Origin of the sequence: Collimonas antrihumi (assembly GCF_018304965.1) — a bacterium.
Lineage (GTDB): Bacteria > Pseudomonadota > Gammaproteobacteria > Burkholderiales > Burkholderiaceae_D > Collimonas > Collimonas antrihumi.
The window spans coordinates 1-21,721 of the sequence record NZ_JAGQED010000024.1; the positions used below are offsets into that span (position 1 = coordinate 1).

The following is a 21,721-nucleotide window of genomic DNA, read 5'->3' on the forward strand; positions in this document are numbered from 1 at the left end:
CTGGAAACCGATTCAAGCCGTCACGCTCAATCCAGAACGGGATTCAGTCGTCGCAGCTGAATTGGCCAACCTTTCTATAGATCGATTGGCTGCATAAGTCAGGCGACAACTATCTTGACACGCGCCGATTCCTTCTGGCTTTGACTCTGACATTATCTTAAAACTGCTCGTCCGCCCCCAGGTAACGCCATTGCCCCTCAGGCAAATTCCCTAGTTTCACACCACCAATCCGCACCCGTTTCAACCCCAGCACCTTAAGCCCAACCATATCGCACATGCGGCGAATCTGGCGCTTTTTCCCTTCGCGCAAAGTAAAGCTCAACTGATCCTCATTCTGCCATTTGACGATAGCCGGCTTGAGTTTCTTACCGTCCAGCGTCAGGCCATGATTAAGACGCCGCAACTCAGCATCGGGCAGCTTGTCGCCCTTGGTATAGCGCACCCGCACCAGGTACTCCTTGTCGACGCTGGTTTCTTCGCCGATCAGATGCTTGGCGATGCGGCCATCCTGGGTCAGCACCAGCAAACCGACTGAATCGATATCGAGCCGGCCGGCTGGCACCAGGCTGCGCAGCTGAGTGGGGTGGAACAAGGTCGGTGAGCGGTCTTCACTCCAGTGATTGGCTTCCTTGACCAGCGCCACAGCCGGTTGATAACCGTCTTCAGCCTGGCCGCTGACGTAGCCGACCGGTTTGTTGATCAGAATGGTGACGCGTTTCGATTGCTCGGCCGCGGCTTGTCGTTCTACGCTGATGCGCTGGCTCGGCAGTACTTTACTGCCGAGTTCCGATACGACGATACCGTCAACCCGGACCCAGCCGCGAGCTATCCACTCGTCGGCCTCGCGGCGCGAGCATAGCCCGAGTTCTGACATGCGTTTGGAAAGGCGTAATGGTTCGGTCATGGAGTGCAAAAAATAAGAAAAATATAAAAAACAAAACTACAGGGCAGACTAGATATGTATGTAGTTAGATATGTAATGCATCCAGCAAATCCGTTTCAAGCTGGATCTGCAAGCGCGCATGATTAAGCGCATTACCGTCGACCAGGAACACGTCTTCGACCCGCTCGCCGAGCGTCATGATCTTGGCGGTGTGCAAATTGATCTTGTGCTTGGCGAGCACGCTGGCAACCGAAAACAGCAGTCCGGTGCGGTCGTTGGCAGTAATCGACAGCAGGTAATACTGGCCGCGCTCGTCCGGCCGCAGATCGACCGTCGGCGTCACCGGGAAGGTGCGCGACAGACGCGACAGGCGGCCCTTGGATGGCGCCGGCAGGGGAGCGTCGGCTTGCAGCAACAGGGTCAGTTCATGCTCGATCAGATTGATGATGTCGCGATAATGCTTGGCAAACAGCGGTGCGCTGATCAGGAAAGAATCGAGCGCGTAGCCATGCTTGGTAGTCTGGATCTTGGCGTCGAGGATGCTGAAATTCTTGCTGTCGAAATAGCTGCAGATACGGATGAACAGGTCGCTCCGGTCCCTGGTGTAGACCGCAACCTGCAAACCTTCGCCGATCGGCGCCAGGCGGCATTTGACGATCGGCACGGCGCTGTCGGTCTGGTTGTAGAAGGAACGGGTTTGCCAGGCGATGTCGGAGGCGTCGTGGCGCAAAAAATAAGCGACGTCGAGTTGCTGCCACAAATGTTCGTGGGCATCCTGCGGCAAACCGTACAGGCGCAGGGTTTTCAACGCTTCTTCCTGGCGATTTTTCAATTCGCGATCGGCCGACGGCGTTTCACCGCCAAGTACCCGCAACGTCATACGGTACAAGTCTTCCAGCAACTTGCCTTTCCAGGCGTTCCACACTTTCGGGCTGGTGCCGCGTATGTCGGCCACGGTAAGCAAATACAGCGCAGTCAGATGACGTTCGTCCTTGACGGTATTGGCAAAGTTGAGGATTACTTCGGGGTCCGACAAATCCTGCTTTTGCGCCACTTGCGACATGGTCAGATGATGCTCGACCAGGAACACCACCAGCCCGGTATCCTCCGCCGACAAGCCATGGTGCTGGCAGAAATGCAGGGCGTCGGTCATGCCCAGTTTAGAGTGATCGCCGCCGCGGCCCTTGGCGATGTCGTGGAACAAGGCGGCTACATACAGCAGCCAGGAACGCGGGAAATTGGCGATCAGCTGGCTGCAAAACGGGTATTCATGCGCATGTTCGCTCATCGTGAAGCGCCGCACGTTGCGCACTACCATCATGATGTGCTGGTCCACCGTGTAGACATGAAACAGGTCGTGCTGCATCTGGCCGACGATGCGCCGGAAGTTAGGCAGGTAACGGCCCAGGATACTGGTGTCATTCATGCCGCGCAGTGCGTGGGTAATTCCTTGCGGCGCCTGGATGATCTGGATGAACAGCGAGCGGTTCACCGGATCGCGCCGAAAACTGTTGTCGATCTTTACGCGCGCATGCCACAGGGCGCGCCGGGTGCGCGCGGTCATGTCTTTCAGTTCGCTATGCTGGGCCAGCAACAGGAACACTTCCAGCATTGCCGACGGCGTGGTTTTAAACAGGTTGTCGTGGGCGATGTCGATCAGGCCATTAAGCTGGTTGAAACGGTCATTGATGCGTTGCGGCACCATCGGCTGCGGAAACAACTGTACTTCAATGTTCTGCAGCAAGATGGTGTTGAGCTGGGTCACTGCCTTGGCGGCCCAGTAATAGCGCTGCATCAGGTATTCGCTGGCGCGGCGGGTTTCCGTGGTCTCGAAACCCAGCGATTCGGCGATCGGTGTCTGGACATCGAACACCAGGCGATCTTCGCGGCGATTGGTGTAGATGTGGAGGCGAATCCGGATATCCTTGAAAGCGCGCTCCTGGCGCGACAGCTGCCGTGCTTCGGCCGCGGTGATCAGGCCGCGCTTGGCCAGCTTGGGCCACGATTCGCCAAGGCCGGCAGCCTTCGCTACCCACAGGATGACTTGCAGGTCGCGCAAGCCGCCCGGGCTTTCCTTGCAGTTCGGTTCCAGGCTGTATGGCGTATCTTCATACTTGACGTGACGCTGGCGCATTTCCAGGATTTTTTCCTGGAAAAAGGCGCAGGGATCCATGGCGGCGTTGCAGCGTTCCTGCAGTTGCGAGAACAGCGGCTGATTGCCGCTCACCAGCCGGGCTTCCAGCAAGCTGGTCTGGACCGTGATGTCGATAGCGGATTCGCTCAGACATTCGTCCACGGTGCGGATACTATGGCCGATTTCGAGGCCGATATCCCAGAACAGCTGTACCAGTTGTTCCAGTGTTGCGCGTAATTCGGCGTCAGGGCTGGCATCCAGCAGTATCAGGACGTCAACGTCAGAATGCGGGAACAATTCGCCGCGGCCATAACCGCCAACTGCTACCAGCGCCGCGCTGGGCGGCATTTCCAGCATTTTCCAGGCTTGTGTCAGGGCGATGTCGACGCTGCGCCGTAACGCCGTTAACAGCTCACCTGGTTTGCCGTCTGCCAGGAAGGTAGAGATGATGGTTTGCCGCTCGGTCTTAAGCTGATTTTTGAGAGTCGCGGCAAGGGTCGTCATGTCTTCTTTGGCTTAGGCGGCGGTTGCTTGTTGGATAAAGGCAGGCGGTGGCGGCGTACCCGCGGATACGGTCAGTATTTCGTAGCCGGTTTCGGTGACCAGCACGGTGTGCTCCCATTGCGCCGACAGGCTGCGATCCTTGGTCTTGATGGTCCAGCCGTCGCCCATTTCGCGAATGTCGCGGCGGCCGGCGTTGATCATCGGCTCGACCGTGAAAATCATGCCGGCCTCAAGTCGTTCCAGCGTGCCGGGACGGCCATAGTGCAATACCTGCGGCTCTTCGTGGAATACCTTGCCGATGCCGTGGCCGCAGAATTCGCGAACCACGCTGTAGCCGGCTTTTTCAGCGTGCTGCTGGATCACATAGCCGATATCGCCCAGATGCGCGCCCGGTTTGATCTTGGCAATACCCAGCCACATGCACTCATAGGTGATGTCGCCCAGGCGCTTGGCCATGATCGATGGTTCGCCGACATAAAACATGCGGCTGGTGTCGCCGTGATAGCCGTTCTTGATCACGGTGATGTCGAGATTCACGACGTCGCCGCTTTTCAGTACCTTGTCGCCAGGGATGCCGTGACAGATGACGTCATTGACCGAAGTGCAGATGGCTTTCGGATAAGGCGTATAGCCAGGCGGACAATAATTTAGGGGAGCGGGGATGGTATTTTGCACATTTGTCATGTATTCGTGGCACAGGCGGTCCAGCTCGCCGGTGGTAACGCCGACTTTGACAAAGGGCGTGATGTAATCGAGCACTTCCGAAGCAAGCCTGCCGGCGACGCGCATGCCGGCGATATCTTCAGCAGTTTTTATGGAGATAGAGGTCATAAGATAGGGAAATCGAGAAAATTCGGTGAATTCTTTAGCAAAAGGCGCTGCAAAAGCGGCAAAAACGCCTGGATTCGGTCAGGAGACGATTATAAACGACGCCAACAAGATGCGCTTAAAGATATGCCTCGCGGCGCTTGAAGAAGTCCGGGGTTTTAGGGTACAATCTTGGGTTAGCTCGAATTGTTGTTGGGCTATATCGTTGTTTGTGTTGTTAATTCTATGTTTTAAAAGCGCGAATCCGCTCGAAAAGGGTGCTGTTTTTTGCCAATGTGTAATACGGCAACTACGGTGACTGGGCGGGTTCCAGACCTAACCCTGGAGAAAATTATGTCGTCAGTAACAATGCGTGAAATGCTGGAAGCCGGTGTCCATTTCGGTCACCAAACTCGTTTCTGGAACCCAAAGATGGCGCCGTTCATCTTCGGTCACCGCAACAAAATTCATATCGTCAACCTGGAAAAGACCCTTGGCATGTACCAGGAGGCGATGAAGTACATTCGCCAATTGTCATCCAACCGTGGCAACATCCTGTTTGTCGGCACCAAGCGTCAAGCGCGCGAAATCGTTGCTGCCGAAGCAGCACGTTCGGGTTCGCCTTTCGTTGACCAACGCTGGTTGGGCGGCATGCTGACCAACTTCAAGACCATCAAGACATCGATCAAGCGCCTGAAAGAAATGGAAGCTTCGATTGAAGACGGTTCGGTTGAGAAGCTGAGCAAAAAAGAAGGCCTGATGTTCCAGCGTGAGCTGATCAAGCTGCAAAAAGCTATCGGCGGCATCAAGGACATGGGCGGCATTCCTGACGCAATTTTCGTGATCGACGTCGGCTACCACAAGGGCGCAATCACTGAAGCCGCCAAGCTGGGCATCCCGGTTATCGGCGTGGTCGATACCAACCACTCACCAGACGGCGTGACTTACGTTATCCCTGGTAACGACGACTCGTCCAAGGCAATCGCCTTGTACGCTCGCGGCGTTGCCGATGCGATCCTGGAAGGTCGTGCCAATGCAGTGAACGACGTGGTCGAAGCTATCAAAGGCGCGGCAGGCGACGAATTCGTTGAAGTTAACGATCAGGCTTAAACCCTGAATCTGAGGTCTTGGAACCTGTTTAGGATCTGTAGCGAGCGGGCGTCAGTTGGTGATAAACGGCGCGGAGAAACCGGAATGTACATCAGTACATGAGGATTTCGAGCACCGTTTAGCGCCAAATCACGTCCGCGCAGTAAGATCATGAACAGGTTCTTATACTTCAGAATAAAAAGGGGGCGTTGCCCCTTTTTTTGTATCAGCATTACAGCATTACTTGCTTATTTTTTACCCGAATATATTTTGAATGATGGTGCTGGAAAACTGATGATTGGGCGCACTGTACAGCGGTGACCAGGTCGGCAGAACAGCATCAACTGAGCTAGGAGAATAGTATGGCGGCAATTACAGCAGCACTGGTAGGCGAACTGCGCGCAAAGACTGATGCGCCTATGATGGAATGCAAAAAAGCGCTGACCGAAGCTGGCGGCGACATGGACAAAGCAGAAGAAATTCTGCGCGTAAAACTGGGTGGCAAGGCTTCCAAGGCTGCTTCCCGTGTTACAGCTGAAGGCGTAGTTGCAGCTTATATCGCCGGCGGCGTTGGCGCCCTGGTCGAAGTTAACTGCGAAACCGATTTCGTTACCAAGAACGACGATTTCCTGGGCCTGGCAAATGCTTGCGCCAAGCTGGTCGCAGAAAACAACCCTGCAGACGTAGCTGCCTTGTCGGCTCTGCCACTCGACGGCAGCACCGTTGAAGCAACCCGTGCTGCCTTGATCGGCCGTATCGGCGAAAACATGTCGATTCGTCGTTTCACACGTTTTGACACTACTGCCAAGCTGGTTTCCTACCTGCACGGCACACGTATCGGCGTGATGGTTGAGTTCGACGGCGCTGACGAACAAGTCGGTAAAGACGTAGCCATGCACATCGCTGCGATGAAGCCGGTTTCGTTGTCGTCGGATCAAGTACCTGCCGATCTGATCGAAAAAGAGCGTTCGGTAGCAACCTTGAAGGCAGCTGAATCCGGCAAGCCGGCAGACATCGCAGCCAAGATGATTGAAGGTTCGGTACAGAAATTCCTGAAGGAAGTTTCCCTGCTGAACCAGACTTTCGTCAAGAACGACAAGCAAACTGTTGAGCAAATGCTGAAGGCAACTAACACCAGCGTTAAATCGTTCACCATGTTTGTAGTCGGTGAAGGCATCGAGAAGAAACAAGATGACTTCGCTGCAGAAGTTGCAGCGACGGTTGCTGCGGCCAAGCAGGCGTAAGCAAGAATACGGGCCGAAAGGCCCGTTTTTTTGGTTCTGAGGAATTTTCTTCCCAGGCCAAAGACTAAGGAATGCCCTGAATCTCCGCTCCATATCCGGCGCGGGGGAAGTCGCAGGAATCGGCGCCGATTATTCTAAATCGCGCTGATAGTGGATTTTGCTGCGGTTTGGCCTGACAATGGCGCTGCAGTCCAGGCATTGACCAATACAAATGTGAATCAATCGGAAAGCCACAAGGGGCCCAGACCATGACAAAACCAGCTTATAAGCGTGTTCTCCTGAAACTCTCCGGTGAGGCCCTGATGGGCGATGACGCCTATGGCATCAATCGGGCGACGATCGACCGTATGGTTGCCGACGTCGCCGAAGTGGCCGAGTTGGGCGTTGAACTGGCGATCGTGATCGGCGGCGGTAATATTTTCCGCGGCGTAGCGCCGGGCGCCCAAGGCATGGATCGCGCCACCGCCGACTATATGGGAATGCTGGCAACCGTGATGAATTCGCTGGCATTGGCAGACGCCATGCGGCAAAAAGGCCTCACGGCCCGTGTCATGTCGGCGATCAGCATCGAACAGGTAGTCGAGCCTTATGTGCGGCCTAAAGCCCTGCAATATCTGGAAGAAGATAAAATTGTCATCTTTGCAGCGGGTACCGGCAATCCGTTTTTTACAACCGATACTGCAGCGGCATTGCGCGGTTCGGAAATCGGCGCGGAAATCGTCTTGAAGGCGACCAAGGTTGATGGCGTGTATAGCGCAGATCCAAACAAGGATCCAACGGCAACCCGCTATTCGCACATCACTTTCGATGAGGCGATCACCAAGCATCTGCAAGTCATGGATGCCACCGCATTTGCCCTGTGCCGCGACCAGAAACTGCCGATCAAGGTATTCTCCATCGTCAAGCCGGGCGCGCTGAAGCGGGTCATCATGGGTGAAGATGAAGGTACTTTGGTGCACGTTTAAATTATTTGTGTAATTTATAATGTTTACGTAAATAAGTTACGTAAATGAGTTACGCAAATAAGTACGAAGTAATTAATTTTTAAAGTTTGTTTTAAAGTTTCGTTTTAAAGTTTTCGATTAGGAGAGCAGCATGAGTATTGCTGATGTTAAAAAGAATACCGAATCAAGAATGCAAAAGTCGCTTGAGACTTTGCGCGCCGATCTGGCAAAAGTACGTACCGGCCGTGCCCACACCGGGATTCTCGACCACATCACCGTGGAGTACTACGGCAGCCCGACCAACCTGAGCCAGGTTGCCAATGTGACGCTGATCGATGCGCGTACTATCGGCGTGCAGCCATTTGAAAAGAAAATGATCGCAGTGGTCGAGAAGGCCATCCGTGAATCCGATCTGGGCCTTAACCCATCGACCCAAGGCGAGATGATCCGGGTACCGACACCGCCGCTGACAGAAGAGCGTCGCAAGGAAATGGTGAAATTGGTCAAAGGCGAAGCGGAAGATGCAAAAATTGCAATTCGCAATATCCGGCGCGATGCCAATGAAGGCTTGAAGAAACTGGTCAAGGACAAGGAATGTTCAGAAGACGACGAGCGTCGTGCACAGGACGAAATCCAGAAACTGACTGACAAGGCCGTGGCGGAAATTGACAAGCAAGTGATCGATAAAGAAAAAGAGATCCTGACGGTGTAGTCGGAGCTGCGCTGCCGCTCTCCACGTCGTTCTCTATTTTTTTACTTCATTATTTATGGCCCACACAAGTTCAACGCAAGCGCTGCCAGCCAGCCCGACGGTGCCACGGCACGTTGCCATTATCATGGACGGCAACGGCCGTTGGGCGACCAGTCGCTTTTTGCCGCGTGTTGCCGGTCACGGCAAGGGCGTCGAGGCAGTGCGCGCGGTGGTCGAAGCTTGTGCCGTGCGCGGTGTCGAATACCTGACGCTGTTCGCTTTCAGTTCTGAAAACTGGCGCCGGCCCGCCGACGAAGTATCGTTGCTGATGCGTTTGTTCATGGTGGCGCTGGAGCGCGAAGTCGGCAAGATGCACGCCAATAGCATTCGCCTGAAAGTCGTCGGCGATTTAAGCCGTTTCGATACCAAGCTGCAGGCAATGATCGACAACGCCGAACGTAAAACCGCCGGCAACACCGCAATGACAGTCACAGTCTGCGCCAACTACGGTGGCCGTTGGGATGTGATGCAGGCGGTGCAAAAAATGCTGGCCGCCCGTCGTGCAGCAGGTGCAGCAGGGACTGCCGCCGCCGAACAAGATCCCGATGTGTTTTCCGAAGACGAACTGGCGCAGCACCTGGCCATGGCCTATGCACCTGAGCCGGATCTGTTTATCCGTACCGGCGGCGAGCAGCGTATTTCCAATTTCCTGCTGTGGCAGCTGGCGTATAGCGAGCTGTATTTCACCGATACCTATTGGCCGGATTTCGGCGCTGAAGAGCTGGACAAGGCAATAGCCTCTTATCAGCAACGGGAGCGCCGCTTCGGGCGCACCAGCGCGCAATTGCTGGAACAGGCTTCCTGATGCTGAGGACGCGTGTCATCACGGCCTTACTCTTGTTGGCAGTCTTGCTGCCGATTTTATACTTCAATTATTTTCCGGCATTCGCCGTCGTCTCGACGCTCTTTTTTGCTGCGGCGATCTGGGAAAGCGCCAGGATCTTCGGCGCTTCCGGCAAAGCGGCTCTCGCCTGGGGACTAGCTGGCCTGGCCTTGTTCACGGCTATCATGGCCTTCGGCAGCGGCCCCGATATTCGTTTATTGTTTGTACTGTGCGTGGCCATCTGGTGCTTGCGCTTTGTGCCGTCGTTAGGCCTGGGCTTGCCGCCCCTGGCGAGCGTGGGCAACCGGCTGGTCGCCGGCAGTTACGCCATCGCGATTTTTGGCTGTTTCCTGGCGATTGTGGTGCTGTTTCATCATTCGCCCATGTATTTGTTGTCAGTCCTGGTGATTGTCTGGGTGGCTGATATCGGCGCCTATTTCTCCGGCAAAGCCTTCGGCCGCCATAAGCTCGCGCCTTCGATTTCCCCAGGCAAGTCCTGGGAAGGGGCGCTTGGCGGCTGGATTCTGGTATTGCTCATGGCGTTCGGCTTCAGCCTGGCGCCGGCGCTGGCAGAGACTTTCCCGATGCGTTTGCTGGCAACCTGGGGCTGGGCCGGATTACTGGCAGCGATGACCGTATTGGTGGCTGCCAGCGTGGCCGGCGATTTGTTCGAATCCCTGCTGAAGCGGCGGGCCGGCATCAAGGACAGCAGCAATCTGTTGCCTGGCCACGGCGGCGTGCTGGATCGCGTCGATGCATTGATCCCGGTGCTACCCTTGGCCGCGTTATTGAGTTTTTGGTTTTAGGTCAGTATGCAAAATATTACTATTCTCGGCTCCACCGGATCGATCGGCATGTCGACGCTGGATGTGCTCGCGCGCCATCCCGAACGCTATTCGGTGTATGCCCTGACTGCACACAGCCGGGTCGAGCAGCTGGCGGAGCAATGCCTGCAGTTCAAACCGCAGGTAGCGGTGGTCGGCAGCGCGGCAGCGGCCCGGCAGCTGAGCGCCTTGCTGCGCACAAAGGCGCCTGCGATTGAAGTGCTGTATGGCGAAGCCGCGCTATGCCAGGTTGCCAGCGCCGAGGCTTGTCATTCTGTGATGGCCGCTATTGTCGGCGCTGCGGGTCTGGCGCCTACGCTGGCCGCTGCCAGGGCCGGAAAAAAAATCCTGTTGGCCAACAAGGAAGCCCTGGTCATGTCCGGCCAACTGTTCATCGATGCGGTGACGCAGAGCGGCGCTTTGTTGTTGCCTATCGATAGCGAGCACAATGCGATATTCCAGTGTTTGCCGCATGGCTATCAGCGCCAGCCGGCCGCGCTCGGCGTCGAGAAAATCCTGCTGACTGCATCTGGCGGCCCGTTTTTGAACAGGGCGGTGGAGACCCTGGAATCAGTTACGCCGGCGGAAGCGATCGCCCATCCGAACTGGGTCATGGGGCGCAAGATTTCAGTCGATTCGGCGACCATGATGAATAAAGGCCTGGAAGTCATCGAGGCGCATTGGCTGTTCGGCGCCACTGCCAGCCAGATCGAGGTGGTGATCCATCCGCAAAGCGTGATCCACTCCATGGTTTCTTATGTTGACGGCTCGGTCCTGGCGCAATTGGGCAATCCCGATATGCGCACGCCGATTGCCCATGCGCTGGCCTATCCGGAGCGGATGGCGTCCGGCGTCAGTCCGCTCGATCTGACCGTGATCGGCCAGTTACAATTTTCCCGTCCCGACTTGCAGCGTTTTCCTTGCCTGAAACTCGCGTATGATGCGTTGCAAGCCGGCGGTTCTGCCGCAACAGTATTGAACGCGGCGAATGAAGTTGCTGTCCAAGCTTTTCTAGATGGAAAAATCGGCTTCCGCATGATCGATCAACTGATAGCGCGTACCATGGATATGGTGCCGCTGTGTGCTGTAAGCGATATTGATTTGTTGCTTGAGCAGGATCGTCTTGCACGCCAAACGGTACATTCCCTGATTTCCTGATTTCGTAGCAACTACCTGGCAACTCATAGTAATTAATGGCCTTCCTGCAAACAATCCTCGCATTTGTCGTCGCACTTGGCTCTCTGGTCATCATCCATGAGCTGGGCCATTACTGGGTCGCACGTTTGTGCGGGGTCAAAGTGCTGCGTTTTTCGGTGGGCATGGGGAAGATCGTTTACTCGCGCCGTTTCGGTCCGGATCAAACCGAGTGGGCCGTTTCCATCCTGCCTTTGGGCGGTTATGTAAAGATGCTCGATGCTCGCGAGCAAGACGTAACCGGCTTGTCACCGCAAGAGCTGAAGCGCGAATTTACCAACCAGTCGGTATGGCGGCGCATGGCGATCGTGGCAGCCGGGCCTTTGGCCAATTTTGCCCTTGCCATTTTGTTATTTGCCGGTTTGTACATGTATGGCGAGATGGAGCCGACGCCAAGAGTACGCGCCGTTGCCGAGCAGACCGCGGCCTACCAGGCCGGTTTGCGCGGCGGCGAATTGATTACCGCCGTGAACGGCGAACCGATCCAGGCCTGGTCCGATCTGCGCTGGAAGGTGTTGCAGGGAGTGATCGACAAGACGCCGATCAAACTCGACGTCCGCCGCTCAAATCCCGGCCCTTCGGGCGGCGAACTGCTCGACACGGTCAGTTTGCCGATAGATGCTCTGGCGGCGCAAGATCTTGAAGGCGATTTTCTCGGCAAGCTAGGCATCAAGCTGGCGCGCGCCAAGGCGGTTTTGGGCAAAATCATCCCGGACGGCCCTGCCATGAAGGCTGGTTTGCATGAAGGGGACCTGATCACCAGCGTCGATGGCGAGCCGGTTGCCGATGGCATCGCCTTCATCGACAAGGTGAAGGCAGCGCCGGGCAAGGCGCTGAGCCTGACAGGTTTGCGCAACGGCGCTAGCTTCACCCTGAGCGTGACGCCGCAAGCGCAAGCAGGCAAAGATGAGCAAATCGGCGTGATCAAGGTCGAAATGCCTATGATGCCGGAAATGATCCTGGCCAGCAGTCCGCCGCTGCAAGCGCTTGCCAAGGGAGCAATGAAGACCTGGGATAGCAGTATCTTGACCCTCAAGATGCTGGGTAAAATGGTGATTGGCGAGGTTTCCTGGAAAAATATCACCGGTCCCATTACCATCGCCGACTACGCAGGCCAGACTGCGCGTATCGGTGCATTCAGCTATCTGAGCTTTATCGCCTTCATCAGCATCAGTCTGGGCGTCATGAATTTGCTGCCCATTCCGGTTCTAGATGGTGGCCATTTGCTGTATTATTCGCTGGAAGTTTTGACTGGACGTCCCATTCCCGAGCGAGTTGGTGCAATTGCACAGCGCGCGGGTATCGGTATTTTGATGACGTTAATGATAGTCGCCATGTTTAACGACATCGTTCGGCTCATATTTTAAGTTCCGCTCTCTTGTCTGACAATCGTGGCAGACAAGGACATTGATAAAAAACGATCGCTAATGAAATTACATTCCGAGCACTTCCCTTTGTCGATTCTTCCCCGTCGTTTGATTGCTGCTGCAGCCTTTGCCGTGTGTTCCGGCCAGGCGCTCGCGGTGCAACCGTTTGTGGTCAAGGATATCCGCATTGAAGGTATTCAACGTACCGAGGCAGGCACCGTTTTCAGTTACCTGCCAGTGCGCGTCGGTGAAACCTTCACCGACGAAAAAGGTACCGCGGCGATCAAGGCTCTGTATGCAACCGGCTTCTTCAAGGATGTCCGGGTCGAGTCTGAAGGCGACGTGCTGGTGGTCATGGTGGAAGAGCGGCCGTCGATTGCCGGTGTCGATTTTTCCGGCATCAAGGAATTCGATAAAGACCAGCTGACCAAGGCCCTGAAAGAAATCGGCGTTGGCGAATCGCGTATTTTCGATAAGGCGCAGGTTGATCGCGCTGAGCAGGAATTGAAGAAGCAATACCTGTCACGCGGACTGTACGGCATGAAAGTGACCACTACCGTCACGCCTATCGAGCGTAACCGGGTCAATGTGACGTTTGCGGTGGATGAAGGCGAAGTATCGCGCATCAAGGAAATCCGCTTCGTCGGCAACAAGGCATTTTCCGATAGCACCCTGCGCAACCAGATAAAATTGCGTTCGCCAGGCTGGTTTACCTGGTACACCAAGGCCGACCAGTACGCTAAAGAAAAACTCTCGGGCGATATCGAAACCCTGCGTTCGTATTACCTGAACCGCGGTTATATCGAGATGCAGGTGGAGTCGACCCAGGTCTCGATTACGCCGGACAAGAAAGATATCTACATCACCGTCAATATCAATGAAGGTGAGAAATACACGGTTTCCGACATCAAGCTGGAAGGCGAGATGTTTGGCCGCGAAGCTGAACTGCGGTCGCTGCTTATGCTGAAAAAGGGCGATACCTTCAACGGCGAAAAACTCAACAACAGCACCAAGAAGATGTCGGAACGCCTGGGTAATTTCGGTTACGCATTCGCCAACGTCAACGCCAATCCGGAATTGAACCGGGAAAAGAAAGAAGTGGCGTTTACCATTCTGGTCGACCCCGGCAAGCGCGTGTATGTACGCCATGTCAACGTTACGGGTAACACCAAGACGCGCGATGAAGTAGTGCGCCGCGAATTCCGTCAGTTTGAAGATTCCTGGTACGACGGCTCGAAGATCAAGCTTTCGCGCGACCGGGTTGACCGCCTTGGCTATTTCAAGGATGTGGCGATTGAAACGCCTGAAGTGCCAAACACTTCCGACCAGGTCGATATCAACATGGCGGTCACCGAGAAACCGACGGGCAATATCCAGGTTGGCGCCGGCTTCTCACAGACAGATAAATTGAGCTTGTCAGGTTCGATCCAGCAACAGAATGCTTTCGGCAGCGGCAACACCATTGGCCTCGACGTCAATACCAGCAGCTACTCGCGGGTGATTGCGCTGTCGCAGACCAATCCGTACTTTACCGATGACGGCATCAGCCGTACCTACGACGTTTACTACCGTACCGTGCGGCCATCGCAATACACGACCGGTGACTACAAAGTACGGACCATCGGTAGCGATATCAAATTCGGCGTGCCGTTCTCGGAACTGGATACGGTATTCTTCGGCGTCGGTGTGGAAAACACCAATGTCAAGGCCGACGCGACCAGCCCGCTGCTTTACCAGCAATTTGTCACCGACTTCGGTAACGGACATCTGGTCCCGAGCGGTTTGGGTTATAACGTGCTGGCCAACCCGGCATCGGCATCCACCAACAGTTTCCCGCTGACGGCAGCGTGGCAGCGCGATAGCCGCGACAGTGCGCTGGTGCCGACCAAAGGACGTTACCAGCGCGCCTCTCTCGAAGTTTCCGCAGTCGGGACCTTGCGCTATTACCGCGCCAGTTATCAGCACCAGTACTTCCAGCCGTTGTTCAGCAACGCCGTGACATTGGCGATGAACGGCGAACTCGATTATGGGCGCGGTATAGGCGGCAAGCCTTACCCTGTGTTCAAGAACTACTATGCAGGCGGCATTGGCACCGTACGCGGATTTGAAGGCTCGACACTGGGCGTCGGCACCAACGTCGACCAGTACGGCGATTCGATGGGTGGCGCCTCGCGGGTATTCGGTAACCTGGAAGCGCAATTCCCGTTCCCGGGTTCCGGCACCGATCGTACCTTGCGCTGGTTCACCTTCCTCGATGGCGGCCAGGTGTATGCCGACAAGGCCCCGATGAAGTTGAACGAGTTGCGTTATTCTACCGGTATCGGTTTGAGCTGGGTGTCGCCTATCGGTCCTTTGAAGATCAGTTACGGTAAGCCTTTGAATGCAAAGCCGACTGACAAGCAGCAGTCGTTCCAATTCCAGTTAGGCACGGGCTTTTAAATCGTCGGGATGCTGCACAATTGCAGATCCCGGCAAGCGTGGCATAATGCACAAGTTGCATCATTTGAATTGCGGAGAATAGTGTTGAAATCTCTAATAAAACCATTTATTAAATTATTACCATCGGCCGGTTTGATGGCGATGTGCTTATTGTCGGCAGCGCCGGCGCATGCAGATGAAGGTTCAAGAATCGCCTTCGTCAGCAGCGAGCGCATTTTGCGCGAAGCGATTCCAGCCAAGACCGCACAAACCAAGATCGAAGCCGAGTTTTCCAAGCGCGACAAGGATCTGCAAGATCAGGCTACCCGCCTGAAAAGCATGGCAGACAAGCTCGACAAGGATTCGGCCGTGATTTCGGAATCCGAGCGGATCAAGCGTCAACGCGAGTTGAGCGATCTGGACAAGGATTTTCAACGTAAGCAACGTGAGTTCCGCGAAGATCTGAACCAGCGCCGCAACGAAGAACTGGCGATTGTTCTGGAGCGCTCGACCAAGGCGATCAAGCAGATCGCTGAAGCCGAGAAATACGATATGGTGTTTCAGGAAGGCGGAGTGTATGTCAGCCCGCGTATCGATATCACCGATAAAGTATTGAAAATCCTCAATAAATAACCATTCTGAAGTGAGTTAATCAGGGCCACTATATGACCATTCAGCTAAAAGAACTGGTCGAAAGCTTGGGTGGCCAACTGATCGGTGATGCGGATACCCAGGTATCCGGCATCGCGCCGTTAAGCGACGCCAGCGCATCACAGATCACCTTCCTGTCCAATCCCAAGTTTCGCCCCCAGGTGTCGCAAACGCAGGCGGCAGCTATCATTTTGTCTGCGGCGGATGATGCCGTGGTCGGCGCCGACTTTCATGGTGTACGTATTGTTGCGGCCAATCCCTATGCGTATTTTGCGCGGGCGGCGCAGTTTTTTGCTGCAAAAAATGCAATTCCTGTGATTCCCGGCATTCATCCCGCAGCCAGTGTCGATCCTGCCGCCCGAATTGCCGCGACCGCCTATATCGGCGCCAATGCGGTTATCGGCGCTGGCGCCTCGATAGGGGAGAACGTCCGGATCGGCGCCGGGTGCGTGATCGGCCGCGATGTCAGCATCGCTGCAGAAAGTTGTCTGTATCCTAACGTCACCATTTATGACGCTTGTCAGATTGGCCAGCGCGCCATCATCCACTCGGGCGTAGTGATCGGCGCCGACGGCTTTGGCTTTGCCAACGACGGTGGAACCTGGGTCAAAATTCCTCAGACCGGCCGGGTACTGATCGGCGACGACGTCGAAATCGGCGCCAATACCACCATCGACCGCGGCGCTTTAGCCGATACCGTGATTGAAGAGGGCGTCAAGCTGGATAATCAAATCCAGATCGCTCACAATTGCCATATCGGCGCGCATACTGCGATTGCGGCGTGCGCCGGCATTGCCGGCAGCGCCCGGATCGGCAAATATTGCTCGATAGGCGGGGCTGCCATGATCCATGGCCACATTACCATCGTCGATCATGTGCACGTGTCAGCGGGTACGCTGGCGTTGCGCTCGATCTCCGAGCCGGGCCAATACACCGGCTTTTATCCGATCGCGAAACATGGCGATTGGGAAAAATCTGCCGCTTTGGTACGCAATCTGAATACAATGCGTGAGAAAATCCGGTCTCTGGAAAAATCCGTCAAACAATTGTCGCAACCGCTTACCCAAAAAGATAATGAATAGTCCAAACCAAACGCTAGATATCAATCAGATCAAAACCTACCTGCCGCATCGTTATCCGCTGTTGCTGGTTGATCGCGTATTGAATTGGGAAAGTGGCAAGTCGATCACCGCGATCAAGAATGTCACTATCAATGAAGAATTTTTCAACGGCCATTTCCCCAACAAACCGGTAATGCCTGGCGTCCTGACCATCGAGGCGTTGGCGCAAACTGCCGCTTTGCTGTCGTTTCTGACCGAAGGCCGCAAGCCGGATGAAAATACCGTGGTGTACTTCCTTGGCATCGACAAAGCCCGTTTCCGCCGACCGGTCGAACCTGGCGACCAGATCAAGCTGCAGGTCGAGATCGTGCGCGTAGTGCGCGGCATCTGGAAATACAAGGCGGTCGCCAGCGTTGACGGCGAAATGGCGGTGGAAGCCGAGTTCATGTGCACCATGCGTAGTGCTGTCAGCCCCGGCGCGGCACCGTCTGTCGTGGATGCCCCTCCGTCAGCGTGATTCGATGACGCGCATTCATCCTACCGCAGTCATCGATCCTAAGGCGGCCCTCGACAGTTCAGTGGAAGTCGGCGCCTATGCGGTGATCGGACCGCATGTCGCCATCGGCGCCGGCAGCAAGATCGGTCCGCACGCCGTGATCGAAGGCCACACCACGATCGGACGCGATAACGCGATTTTCCAGTTCGGTTCAATTGGCGCCGCGCCGCAAGACAAGAAATATGCGGGCGAACCAACACGGCTGGAGATCGGCGACCGCAATACCATCCGCGAGTTCGTCACGCTCAATCTCGGCACCGTGCAGGATGCCGGCGTCACCCGCATCGGCGACGATAACTGGGTGATGGCCTACGTCCACGTGGCGCATGATTGCCAAATTGGCAACAGCACCACCATCGCCAACAACGCAACGCTGGCCGGACATGTCCATATAGGTGACTGGGTGCTGCTTGGCGGCTTTACCACCGTGCACCAGTTTTGCCGTATCGGCGCCCATGCGATGACGGCGTTCACCGCTGCGGTCAGCCAGGATGTGCCACCGTTCGTGACTGCTGCCGGCAACCGTGCCGAGCCCGCAGGGATCAATAGTGAAGGCCTGCGGCGTCGTGGCTTCAGCAGCGAGCAGATCATGGCGATCAAGCGCGCTTACCGGACCATTTATCGTTCCGGCCTGGCGCTGGAAGACGCCATGGCCGCGTTGGCGCAGGAAGAGCTGAAAGTGCCTGAATCCGCTGCCTATCTGAAGCTGATGCGCGATTTCATCGCGGCCTCTTCGCGTGGCATCATCCGCTAACGTGGCTAACGTAGCAGCCGTGGCCGACAACAATCCCGATATGGCAATCGCAATGGTCGCCGGAGAAAGCTCCGGCGATCTGCTAGCCAGCCGCCTGCTGTCCGGCTTGCGTCCGCACCTGCCAGATGCGCGCATGTATGGCATCGGCGGCGCCAAGATGGCGGAATACGGCTTTGTCAGCGGCTGGCCGATGGAAAAATTGTCGGTCCACGGTTTCTTCGAAGCGCTTGCCAACTATCGCGAGATCAAAGGCATCCAGATCGCATTGCGCGACAGGCTGCTGGCGGAAAAGCCGAGTGTGTTTATCGGCGTCGATGCGCCTGATTTCAATTTCGGCCTGGAAGCGCAATTGCGCGAGGCCGGCATTCCAACCGTGCATTTCATCGGCCCGTCGATCTGGGCCTGGCGCGGCGGCCGTATCAAAAAGATCGCGCGGGCGGCATCGCACATGCTGGTCATCTTCCCGTTTGAAGAAGAAATCTATCGCAAAGCCGGGATTCCGGTAACTTATGTCGGCCATCCGCTGGCGCAAGTGATCCCGATGGTGCCGGATGTTGCCGCGGCGCGTAGCGCGCTTGGTTTGCCTGCCGCTGGCAGGGTGGTGGCGATCTTGCCCGGCAGCCGCATGGGTGAACTGAAGCACAACACGATCGCCTTTGTGCAAGCCGCAAAGATGCTGGCGCAGCGCGATCCCGGCATGCGTTTCGTGGCGCCAATGGCGGGAGAGAAACAGAGCAAATTCTTTAGCGAGCTGGTCAGCCAGGCCGGCTTGCAGGATCTGCCGATCCAGCTGTTGAACGGCCAGTCGCACACCGCAATGGCGGCCGCCGACGGGGTACTGGTTGCCTCTGGCACCGCATCGCTGGAAGTCGCGTTGTACAAGAAACCGATGGTGATCGCCTACAAGATGATGCGCGCCAGTTGGGAAATCATGCGCCACATGAGTTACCAACCGTGGATAGGCTTGCCGAATATCCTGGCGCGTGAATTCCTGGTGCCGGAGCTTTTACAGCACAACGCAACGCCGCAAGCGCTGGCGGATGCGCTCTGGACGCAACTGGAAGATCCCGCCCGCCAGGCTATGCTGCGGCAGCGCTTTACCGAGATGCACCATACTTTGCTGCGCGATACCGCCGGTGAAAGTGCGCAAGCCGTTTTGCAGGTTATTGAGCAACATAGTAAAAAGCATCAGCGCTGATTTACAGCCTCTCGTGCTTCCATTTTGCCCCCATTTTCCAAGCCGCCGTGACCATGTCTGATTCCAATTTTTCTCTTTTTAACTACGACGGCGAGATTATCTGTGGCGTCGATGAAGCCGGCCGCGGTCCGTTGGCCGGCCCGGTGTTTGCCGCCGCGGTGATACTCGATCCGGAAAAACCGATCAACGGCTTGCGCGATTCCAAGAAGCTGACCGCCGAACGGCGCGAAGCACTGGCCGGGCAAATCAAAGCCAATGCGCTGGCATGGGCCATCGCCGAATGCTCCGAAGCAGAAATCGACACCCTGAACATTTTGCAGGCAACCATGCTGGCAATGCGGCGTGCGGTGGAAGGGTTGGCCATGACGCCGACGCTGGCGCTGATTGACGGTAATCGCTGTCCGCAGCTCAGCATCCGTTCCGAAGCCATCGTCAAGGGCGACGACAAGGTACAAGCCATTTCGGCGGCGTCGATTCTCGCCAAGACGGCGCGCGACGCCGCGCTGCAAGTATTGCACGCACAATATCCGCATTACGCTTTCGACCAGCACAAAGGCTATCCGACCGCATTGCACATGGAACGGCTGCGCCTGCATGGCGTGTCGCCGGTGCATCGCAAGTCGTATGCGCCGGTGCGGGCTTTGCTGGCAGCGGGCACCGACGGAGCAGCGACATGAAAAGCATCACCTCGTCAGCCAATCCTTTGTACAAGGAGTTGAAGCATCTCGCGACCAACGCGCATGCGCGGCGCAAGGCTGGCCGCACCTTGCTGGACGGGATTCATCTGACCGAAGCGTATTTGCAGCATGGCGGCAAGCCGGTGTTGTGCGTCGCCAGCGAAACTGCGCTGACGCATGCCGAGGCTGCCGTAGTGATCCGCCAATGCCAGGCCGATGCAGTGCAATGCATCGTGCTGCCGGATGGCCAATATCACGCGCTGAGCCAGGTTGAGCATGGTGTCGGCCTGATGTTCGTGATTGAAACGCCGAAAACGGTCGCGCCGCCGGTGTTGACGCAATCCGCCGTGCTGCTCGATAACTTGCAGGATCCTGGAAATCTCGGCTCCATCTTGCGCAGCGCCGCCGCGGCCGGCATCAGGCAGATATATTGTTCCGAAGGCAGCGCATCGGCGTGGTCGCCGAAAGTTCTGCGGGCAGGGATGGGCGCCCATTTCATACTGGACATTTTTGAAGGTGTCGATCTCGCCGCGTTGATGGCGACGACACAGATCCCGGTGCTTGCCACCAGTTCCTATGCAACGCAAAGCATCTATCAGGCCGACTTGAGCGGGCCGCTGGCGTGGCTGTTCGGCCATGAGGGCCAGGGCGTTGCGGAGGATTTGCTGCGGCTGGCCAGCCAGCAAGTCGTGATCCCGCATCGCGGACAGATGGAATCATTGAACGCTGCCGCAGCGGCGGCGGTATGCATTTTTGAGCAGCTGCGCCAGTCGCAAGCAAAATGAGTGCACACGTGGGCACAAAAGCGTGCCCACCCTACCGATAAAATTTTGTTGCCCGCGTTGACAGTAACGCCAAAAACAAGAAAGAAGGGTGGGCATGTATGCCCACGCGGAACCTGAAAGCGCCTAGAAAGTCCGTATATCCGGCTTGATATCCTGCAAAATCGTTGCAGCGATTTCTTCAATCGATTTCGTCGTCGACGACATCCAGCGAATCCCTTCGCGCCGCATGATCTTTTCCGCTTCATTCACTTCATAACGGCAATTTGCCAGCGCCGCATATTTACTGCCCGGACGACGCTCATTGCGGATTTCCGACAAACGGTCGGCGGCAATCGTCAGCCCGAAAATCTTTTGCTTGAACGGCAACAGGCCGCTTGGCAATTTGTCACGCTCGAAATCTTCCGGAATCAATGGGTAGTTGGCCGCTTTGACACCGAACTGCATCGCCAGGTAAAGACTGGTCGGGGTCTTGCCCGAACGCGATACGCCAACCAGGATGACGTCGGCATCGGCCAGGTTCTTGTGCGACTGGCCATCGTCATGCGCCAGTGAAAAGTTGATCGCTTCGATCCGGTTCTTGTATTCGTCGGTGTTGGCGGTGTTATGGCTGCGGCCGATAGTGTGGGTCGATTTGACCCCCAGTTCTTTTTCCAGAGGTTCGACAAAGGTCTGGATCAGATCCATGTGCATCGCCTTGGCGTGCTGGATGACTTTGGACAAGTCGGCTTTTACCAGCGTCGAAAAAACGATAGGCAATTTGCCGTCCGCGGCAAAAGCTTCGTTGATCTTGCGGGTTGCGTCGTATGCCTTGTCCAGGGTATCGATAAAGGGCAGGCGTACTTGTTTGAAGCGCAACTCGAACTGCGTCAGCACCGAGTGGCCGAAAGTCTCGGCGGTAATGCCGGTGCCGTCGGAAACAAAGAATACCGTGCGATTGGCAGGGACCAGTTGGACAGGAGCAGCATCTAGCATGGTGTTATCAAAAAATTAAATAATTAAAATAAAGGAGCAAAAGCGAGGTGGCGCACTAAGGTGGAGTGCCAAAGTGGAACACAAG

Annotated in this window: 20 protein-coding genes; 16 read left to right on the forward strand and 4 right to left on the reverse strand. The window is 56.0% G+C overall.

Annotated features, from left to right (window positions below):
• Positions 1-157: 157 nt before the first annotated feature.
• The 3 genes from KHU29_RS17270 to map all read right to left on the reverse strand — a co-directional run bounded on the left by KHU29_RS17270 (position 158) and on the right by map (position 4,352).
• A complete protein-coding gene (locus KHU29_RS17270) occupies positions 158-904 on the reverse strand; it encodes a pseudouridine synthase (protein WP_211454155.1) in 747 nt (248 codons plus the stop codon).
• Positions 905-968: 64 nt separating this feature from the next.
• Positions 969-3,521, reverse strand: a complete 2,553-nt coding sequence (locus KHU29_RS17275; RefSeq protein ID WP_211454157.1) for a [protein-PII] uridylyltransferase — start codon at positions 3,519-3,521, stop codon at positions 969-971.
• Between the two features lie 12 nt (positions 3,522-3,533).
• A complete protein-coding gene (map, locus tag KHU29_RS17280; RefSeq protein ID WP_211454159.1) occupies positions 3,534-4,352 on the reverse strand; it encodes a type I methionyl aminopeptidase in 819 nt (272 codons plus the stop codon).
• Positions 4,353-4,682: 330 nt separating this feature from the next.
• Between map and rpsB the strand changes: the two genes are divergently transcribed.
• The 16 genes from rpsB to KHU29_RS17360 all read left to right on the forward strand — a co-directional run bounded on the left by rpsB (position 4,683) and on the right by KHU29_RS17360 (position 20,664).
• Positions 4,683-5,438 (forward strand): 30S ribosomal protein S2, encoded by a 756-nt coding sequence (rpsB, locus tag KHU29_RS17285; RefSeq protein ID WP_211454161.1) that lies wholly within the window; start codon positions 4,683-4,685, stop codon positions 5,436-5,438.
• A gap of 341 nt (positions 5,439-5,779) precedes the next feature.
• Positions 5,780-6,661, forward strand: coding sequence for a translation elongation factor Ts (gene tsf, locus KHU29_RS17290; protein WP_211454162.1), 882 nt, complete (start codon positions 5,780-5,782; stop codon positions 6,659-6,661).
• A gap of 248 nt (positions 6,662-6,909) precedes the next feature.
• Positions 6,910-7,626, forward strand: a complete 717-nt coding sequence (gene pyrH, locus KHU29_RS17295) for a UMP kinase (protein ID WP_211454164.1) — start codon at positions 6,910-6,912, stop codon at positions 7,624-7,626.
• A gap of 130 nt (positions 7,627-7,756) precedes the next feature.
• The gene (gene frr, locus KHU29_RS17300) at positions 7,757-8,317 is read left to right on the forward strand and encodes a ribosome recycling factor (protein WP_211454166.1); all 561 of its coding nucleotides are present in this window, start codon (positions 7,757-7,759) and stop codon (positions 8,315-8,317) included.
• Positions 8,318-8,372: 55 nt separating this feature from the next.
• Positions 8,373-9,161, forward strand: a complete 789-nt coding sequence (uppS, locus tag KHU29_RS17305; RefSeq protein WP_211454168.1) for a polyprenyl diphosphate synthase — start codon at positions 8,373-8,375, stop codon at positions 9,159-9,161.
• Positions 9,161-9,985, forward strand: coding sequence for a phosphatidate cytidylyltransferase (locus KHU29_RS17310; protein ID WP_211454170.1), 825 nt, complete (start codon positions 9,161-9,163; stop codon positions 9,983-9,985). The genes uppS and KHU29_RS17310 overlap by 1 nt, the downstream gene beginning before the upstream one ends.
• A gap of 6 nt (positions 9,986-9,991) precedes the next feature.
• Positions 9,992-11,161 (forward strand): 1-deoxy-D-xylulose-5-phosphate reductoisomerase, encoded by a 1,170-nt coding sequence (gene ispC / locus KHU29_RS17315; RefSeq protein ID WP_211454171.1) that lies wholly within the window; start codon positions 9,992-9,994, stop codon positions 11,159-11,161.
• 35 nt (positions 11,162-11,196) lie between these two features.
• The gene (gene rseP / locus KHU29_RS17320; protein WP_211454174.1) at positions 11,197-12,564 is read left to right on the forward strand and encodes an RIP metalloprotease RseP; all 1,368 of its coding nucleotides are present in this window, start codon (positions 11,197-11,199) and stop codon (positions 12,562-12,564) included.
• A gap of 60 nt (positions 12,565-12,624) precedes the next feature.
• Positions 12,625-15,003: an outer membrane protein assembly factor BamA gene (gene bamA, locus KHU29_RS17325; protein ID WP_211454176.1), complete on the forward strand. Its 2,379-nt coding sequence runs from the start codon at positions 12,625-12,627 to the stop codon at positions 15,001-15,003.
• Between the two features lie 135 nt (positions 15,004-15,138).
• On the forward strand, positions 15,139-15,615 hold the full coding sequence (locus KHU29_RS17330; protein WP_211454246.1) for an OmpH/Skp family outer membrane protein: 477 nt from the start codon (positions 15,139-15,141) through the stop codon (positions 15,613-15,615).
• A gap of 32 nt (positions 15,616-15,647) precedes the next feature.
• Positions 15,648-16,715, forward strand: coding sequence for a UDP-3-O-(3-hydroxymyristoyl)glucosamine N-acyltransferase (gene lpxD / locus KHU29_RS17335; RefSeq protein ID WP_211454177.1), 1,068 nt, complete (start codon positions 15,648-15,650; stop codon positions 16,713-16,715).
• A complete protein-coding gene (gene fabZ / locus KHU29_RS17340; protein ID WP_211454178.1) occupies positions 16,708-17,211 on the forward strand; it encodes a 3-hydroxyacyl-ACP dehydratase FabZ in 504 nt (167 codons plus the stop codon). Before lpxD ends, fabZ begins: the two co-directional genes overlap by 8 nt.
• A 4-nt stretch (positions 17,212-17,215) precedes the next feature.
• Positions 17,216-18,004: an acyl-ACP--UDP-N-acetylglucosamine O-acyltransferase gene (gene lpxA, locus KHU29_RS17345; protein WP_211454179.1), complete on the forward strand. Its 789-nt coding sequence runs from the start codon at positions 17,216-17,218 to the stop codon at positions 18,002-18,004.
• Between the two features lie 40 nt (positions 18,005-18,044).
• Positions 18,045-19,202, forward strand: coding sequence for a lipid-A-disaccharide synthase (lpxB, locus tag KHU29_RS17350; protein WP_425514485.1), 1,158 nt, complete (start codon positions 18,045-18,047; stop codon positions 19,200-19,202).
• A 53-nt stretch (positions 19,203-19,255) separates the two neighbouring features.
• Positions 19,256-19,879, forward strand: a complete 624-nt coding sequence (gene rnhB, locus KHU29_RS17355; RefSeq protein WP_211454180.1) for a ribonuclease HII — start codon at positions 19,256-19,258, stop codon at positions 19,877-19,879.
• Positions 19,876-20,664, forward strand: a complete 789-nt coding sequence (locus KHU29_RS17360; protein ID WP_211454181.1) for a TrmH family RNA methyltransferase — start codon at positions 19,876-19,878, stop codon at positions 20,662-20,664. The genes rnhB and KHU29_RS17360 overlap by 4 nt, the downstream gene beginning before the upstream one ends.
• Before the next feature lie 123 nt (positions 20,665-20,787).
• Here the strand turns inward: KHU29_RS17360 and ppsR are convergent, their stop codons facing one another.
• Positions 20,788-21,636, reverse strand: coding sequence for a posphoenolpyruvate synthetase regulatory kinase/phosphorylase PpsR (ppsR, locus tag KHU29_RS17365; protein ID WP_211454182.1), 849 nt, complete (start codon positions 21,634-21,636; stop codon positions 20,788-20,790).
• Positions 21,637-21,721 lie beyond the last annotated feature (85 nt).

Excerpts from the sequence above, each read along its gene's own strand:
- KHU29_RS17270 (WP_211454155.1), bottom strand. The coding sequence starts at position 904 with ATGACCGAACCATTACGCCTTTCCAAACGCATGTCAGAACTCGGGCTA.
- KHU29_RS17275 (WP_211454157.1), bottom strand. The coding sequence starts at position 3,521 with ATGACGACCCTTGCCGCGACTCTCAAAAATCAGCTTAAGACCGAGCGG.
- map (WP_211454159.1), bottom strand. The coding sequence starts at position 4,352 with ATGACCTCTATCTCCATAAAAACTGCTGAAGATATCGCCGGCATGCGC.
- rpsB (WP_211454161.1), top strand. The coding sequence starts at position 4,683 with ATGTCGTCAGTAACAATGCGTGAAATGCTGGAAGCCGGTGTCCATTTC.
- tsf (WP_211454162.1), top strand. The coding sequence starts at position 5,780 with ATGGCGGCAATTACAGCAGCACTGGTAGGCGAACTGCGCGCAAAGACT.
- pyrH (WP_211454164.1), top strand. The coding sequence starts at position 6,910 with ATGACAAAACCAGCTTATAAGCGTGTTCTCCTGAAACTCTCCGGTGAG.
- frr (WP_211454166.1), top strand. The coding sequence starts at position 7,757 with ATGAGTATTGCTGATGTTAAAAAGAATACCGAATCAAGAATGCAAAAG.
- uppS (WP_211454168.1), top strand. The coding sequence starts at position 8,373 with ATGGCCCACACAAGTTCAACGCAAGCGCTGCCAGCCAGCCCGACGGTG.
- KHU29_RS17310 (WP_211454170.1), top strand. The coding sequence starts at position 9,161 with ATGCTGAGGACGCGTGTCATCACGGCCTTACTCTTGTTGGCAGTCTTG.
- ispC (WP_211454171.1), top strand. The coding sequence starts at position 9,992 with ATGCAAAATATTACTATTCTCGGCTCCACCGGATCGATCGGCATGTCG.
- rseP (WP_211454174.1), top strand. The coding sequence starts at position 11,197 with ATGGCCTTCCTGCAAACAATCCTCGCATTTGTCGTCGCACTTGGCTCT.
- bamA (WP_211454176.1), top strand. The coding sequence starts at position 12,625 with ATGAAATTACATTCCGAGCACTTCCCTTTGTCGATTCTTCCCCGTCGT.
- KHU29_RS17330 (WP_211454246.1), top strand. The coding sequence starts at position 15,139 with ATGGCGATGTGCTTATTGTCGGCAGCGCCGGCGCATGCAGATGAAGGT.
- lpxD (WP_211454177.1), top strand. The coding sequence starts at position 15,648 with ATGACCATTCAGCTAAAAGAACTGGTCGAAAGCTTGGGTGGCCAACTG.
- fabZ (WP_211454178.1), top strand. The coding sequence starts at position 16,708 with ATGAATAGTCCAAACCAAACGCTAGATATCAATCAGATCAAAACCTAC.
- lpxA (WP_211454179.1), top strand. The coding sequence starts at position 17,216 with ATGACGCGCATTCATCCTACCGCAGTCATCGATCCTAAGGCGGCCCTC.
- lpxB (WP_425514485.1), top strand. The coding sequence starts at position 18,045 with ATGGCAATCGCAATGGTCGCCGGAGAAAGCTCCGGCGATCTGCTAGCC.
- rnhB (WP_211454180.1), top strand. The coding sequence starts at position 19,256 with ATGTCTGATTCCAATTTTTCTCTTTTTAACTACGACGGCGAGATTATC.
- KHU29_RS17360 (WP_211454181.1), top strand. The coding sequence starts at position 19,876 with ATGAAAAGCATCACCTCGTCAGCCAATCCTTTGTACAAGGAGTTGAAG.
- ppsR (WP_211454182.1), bottom strand. The coding sequence starts at position 21,636 with ATGCTAGATGCTGCTCCTGTCCAACTGGTCCCTGCCAATCGCACGGTA.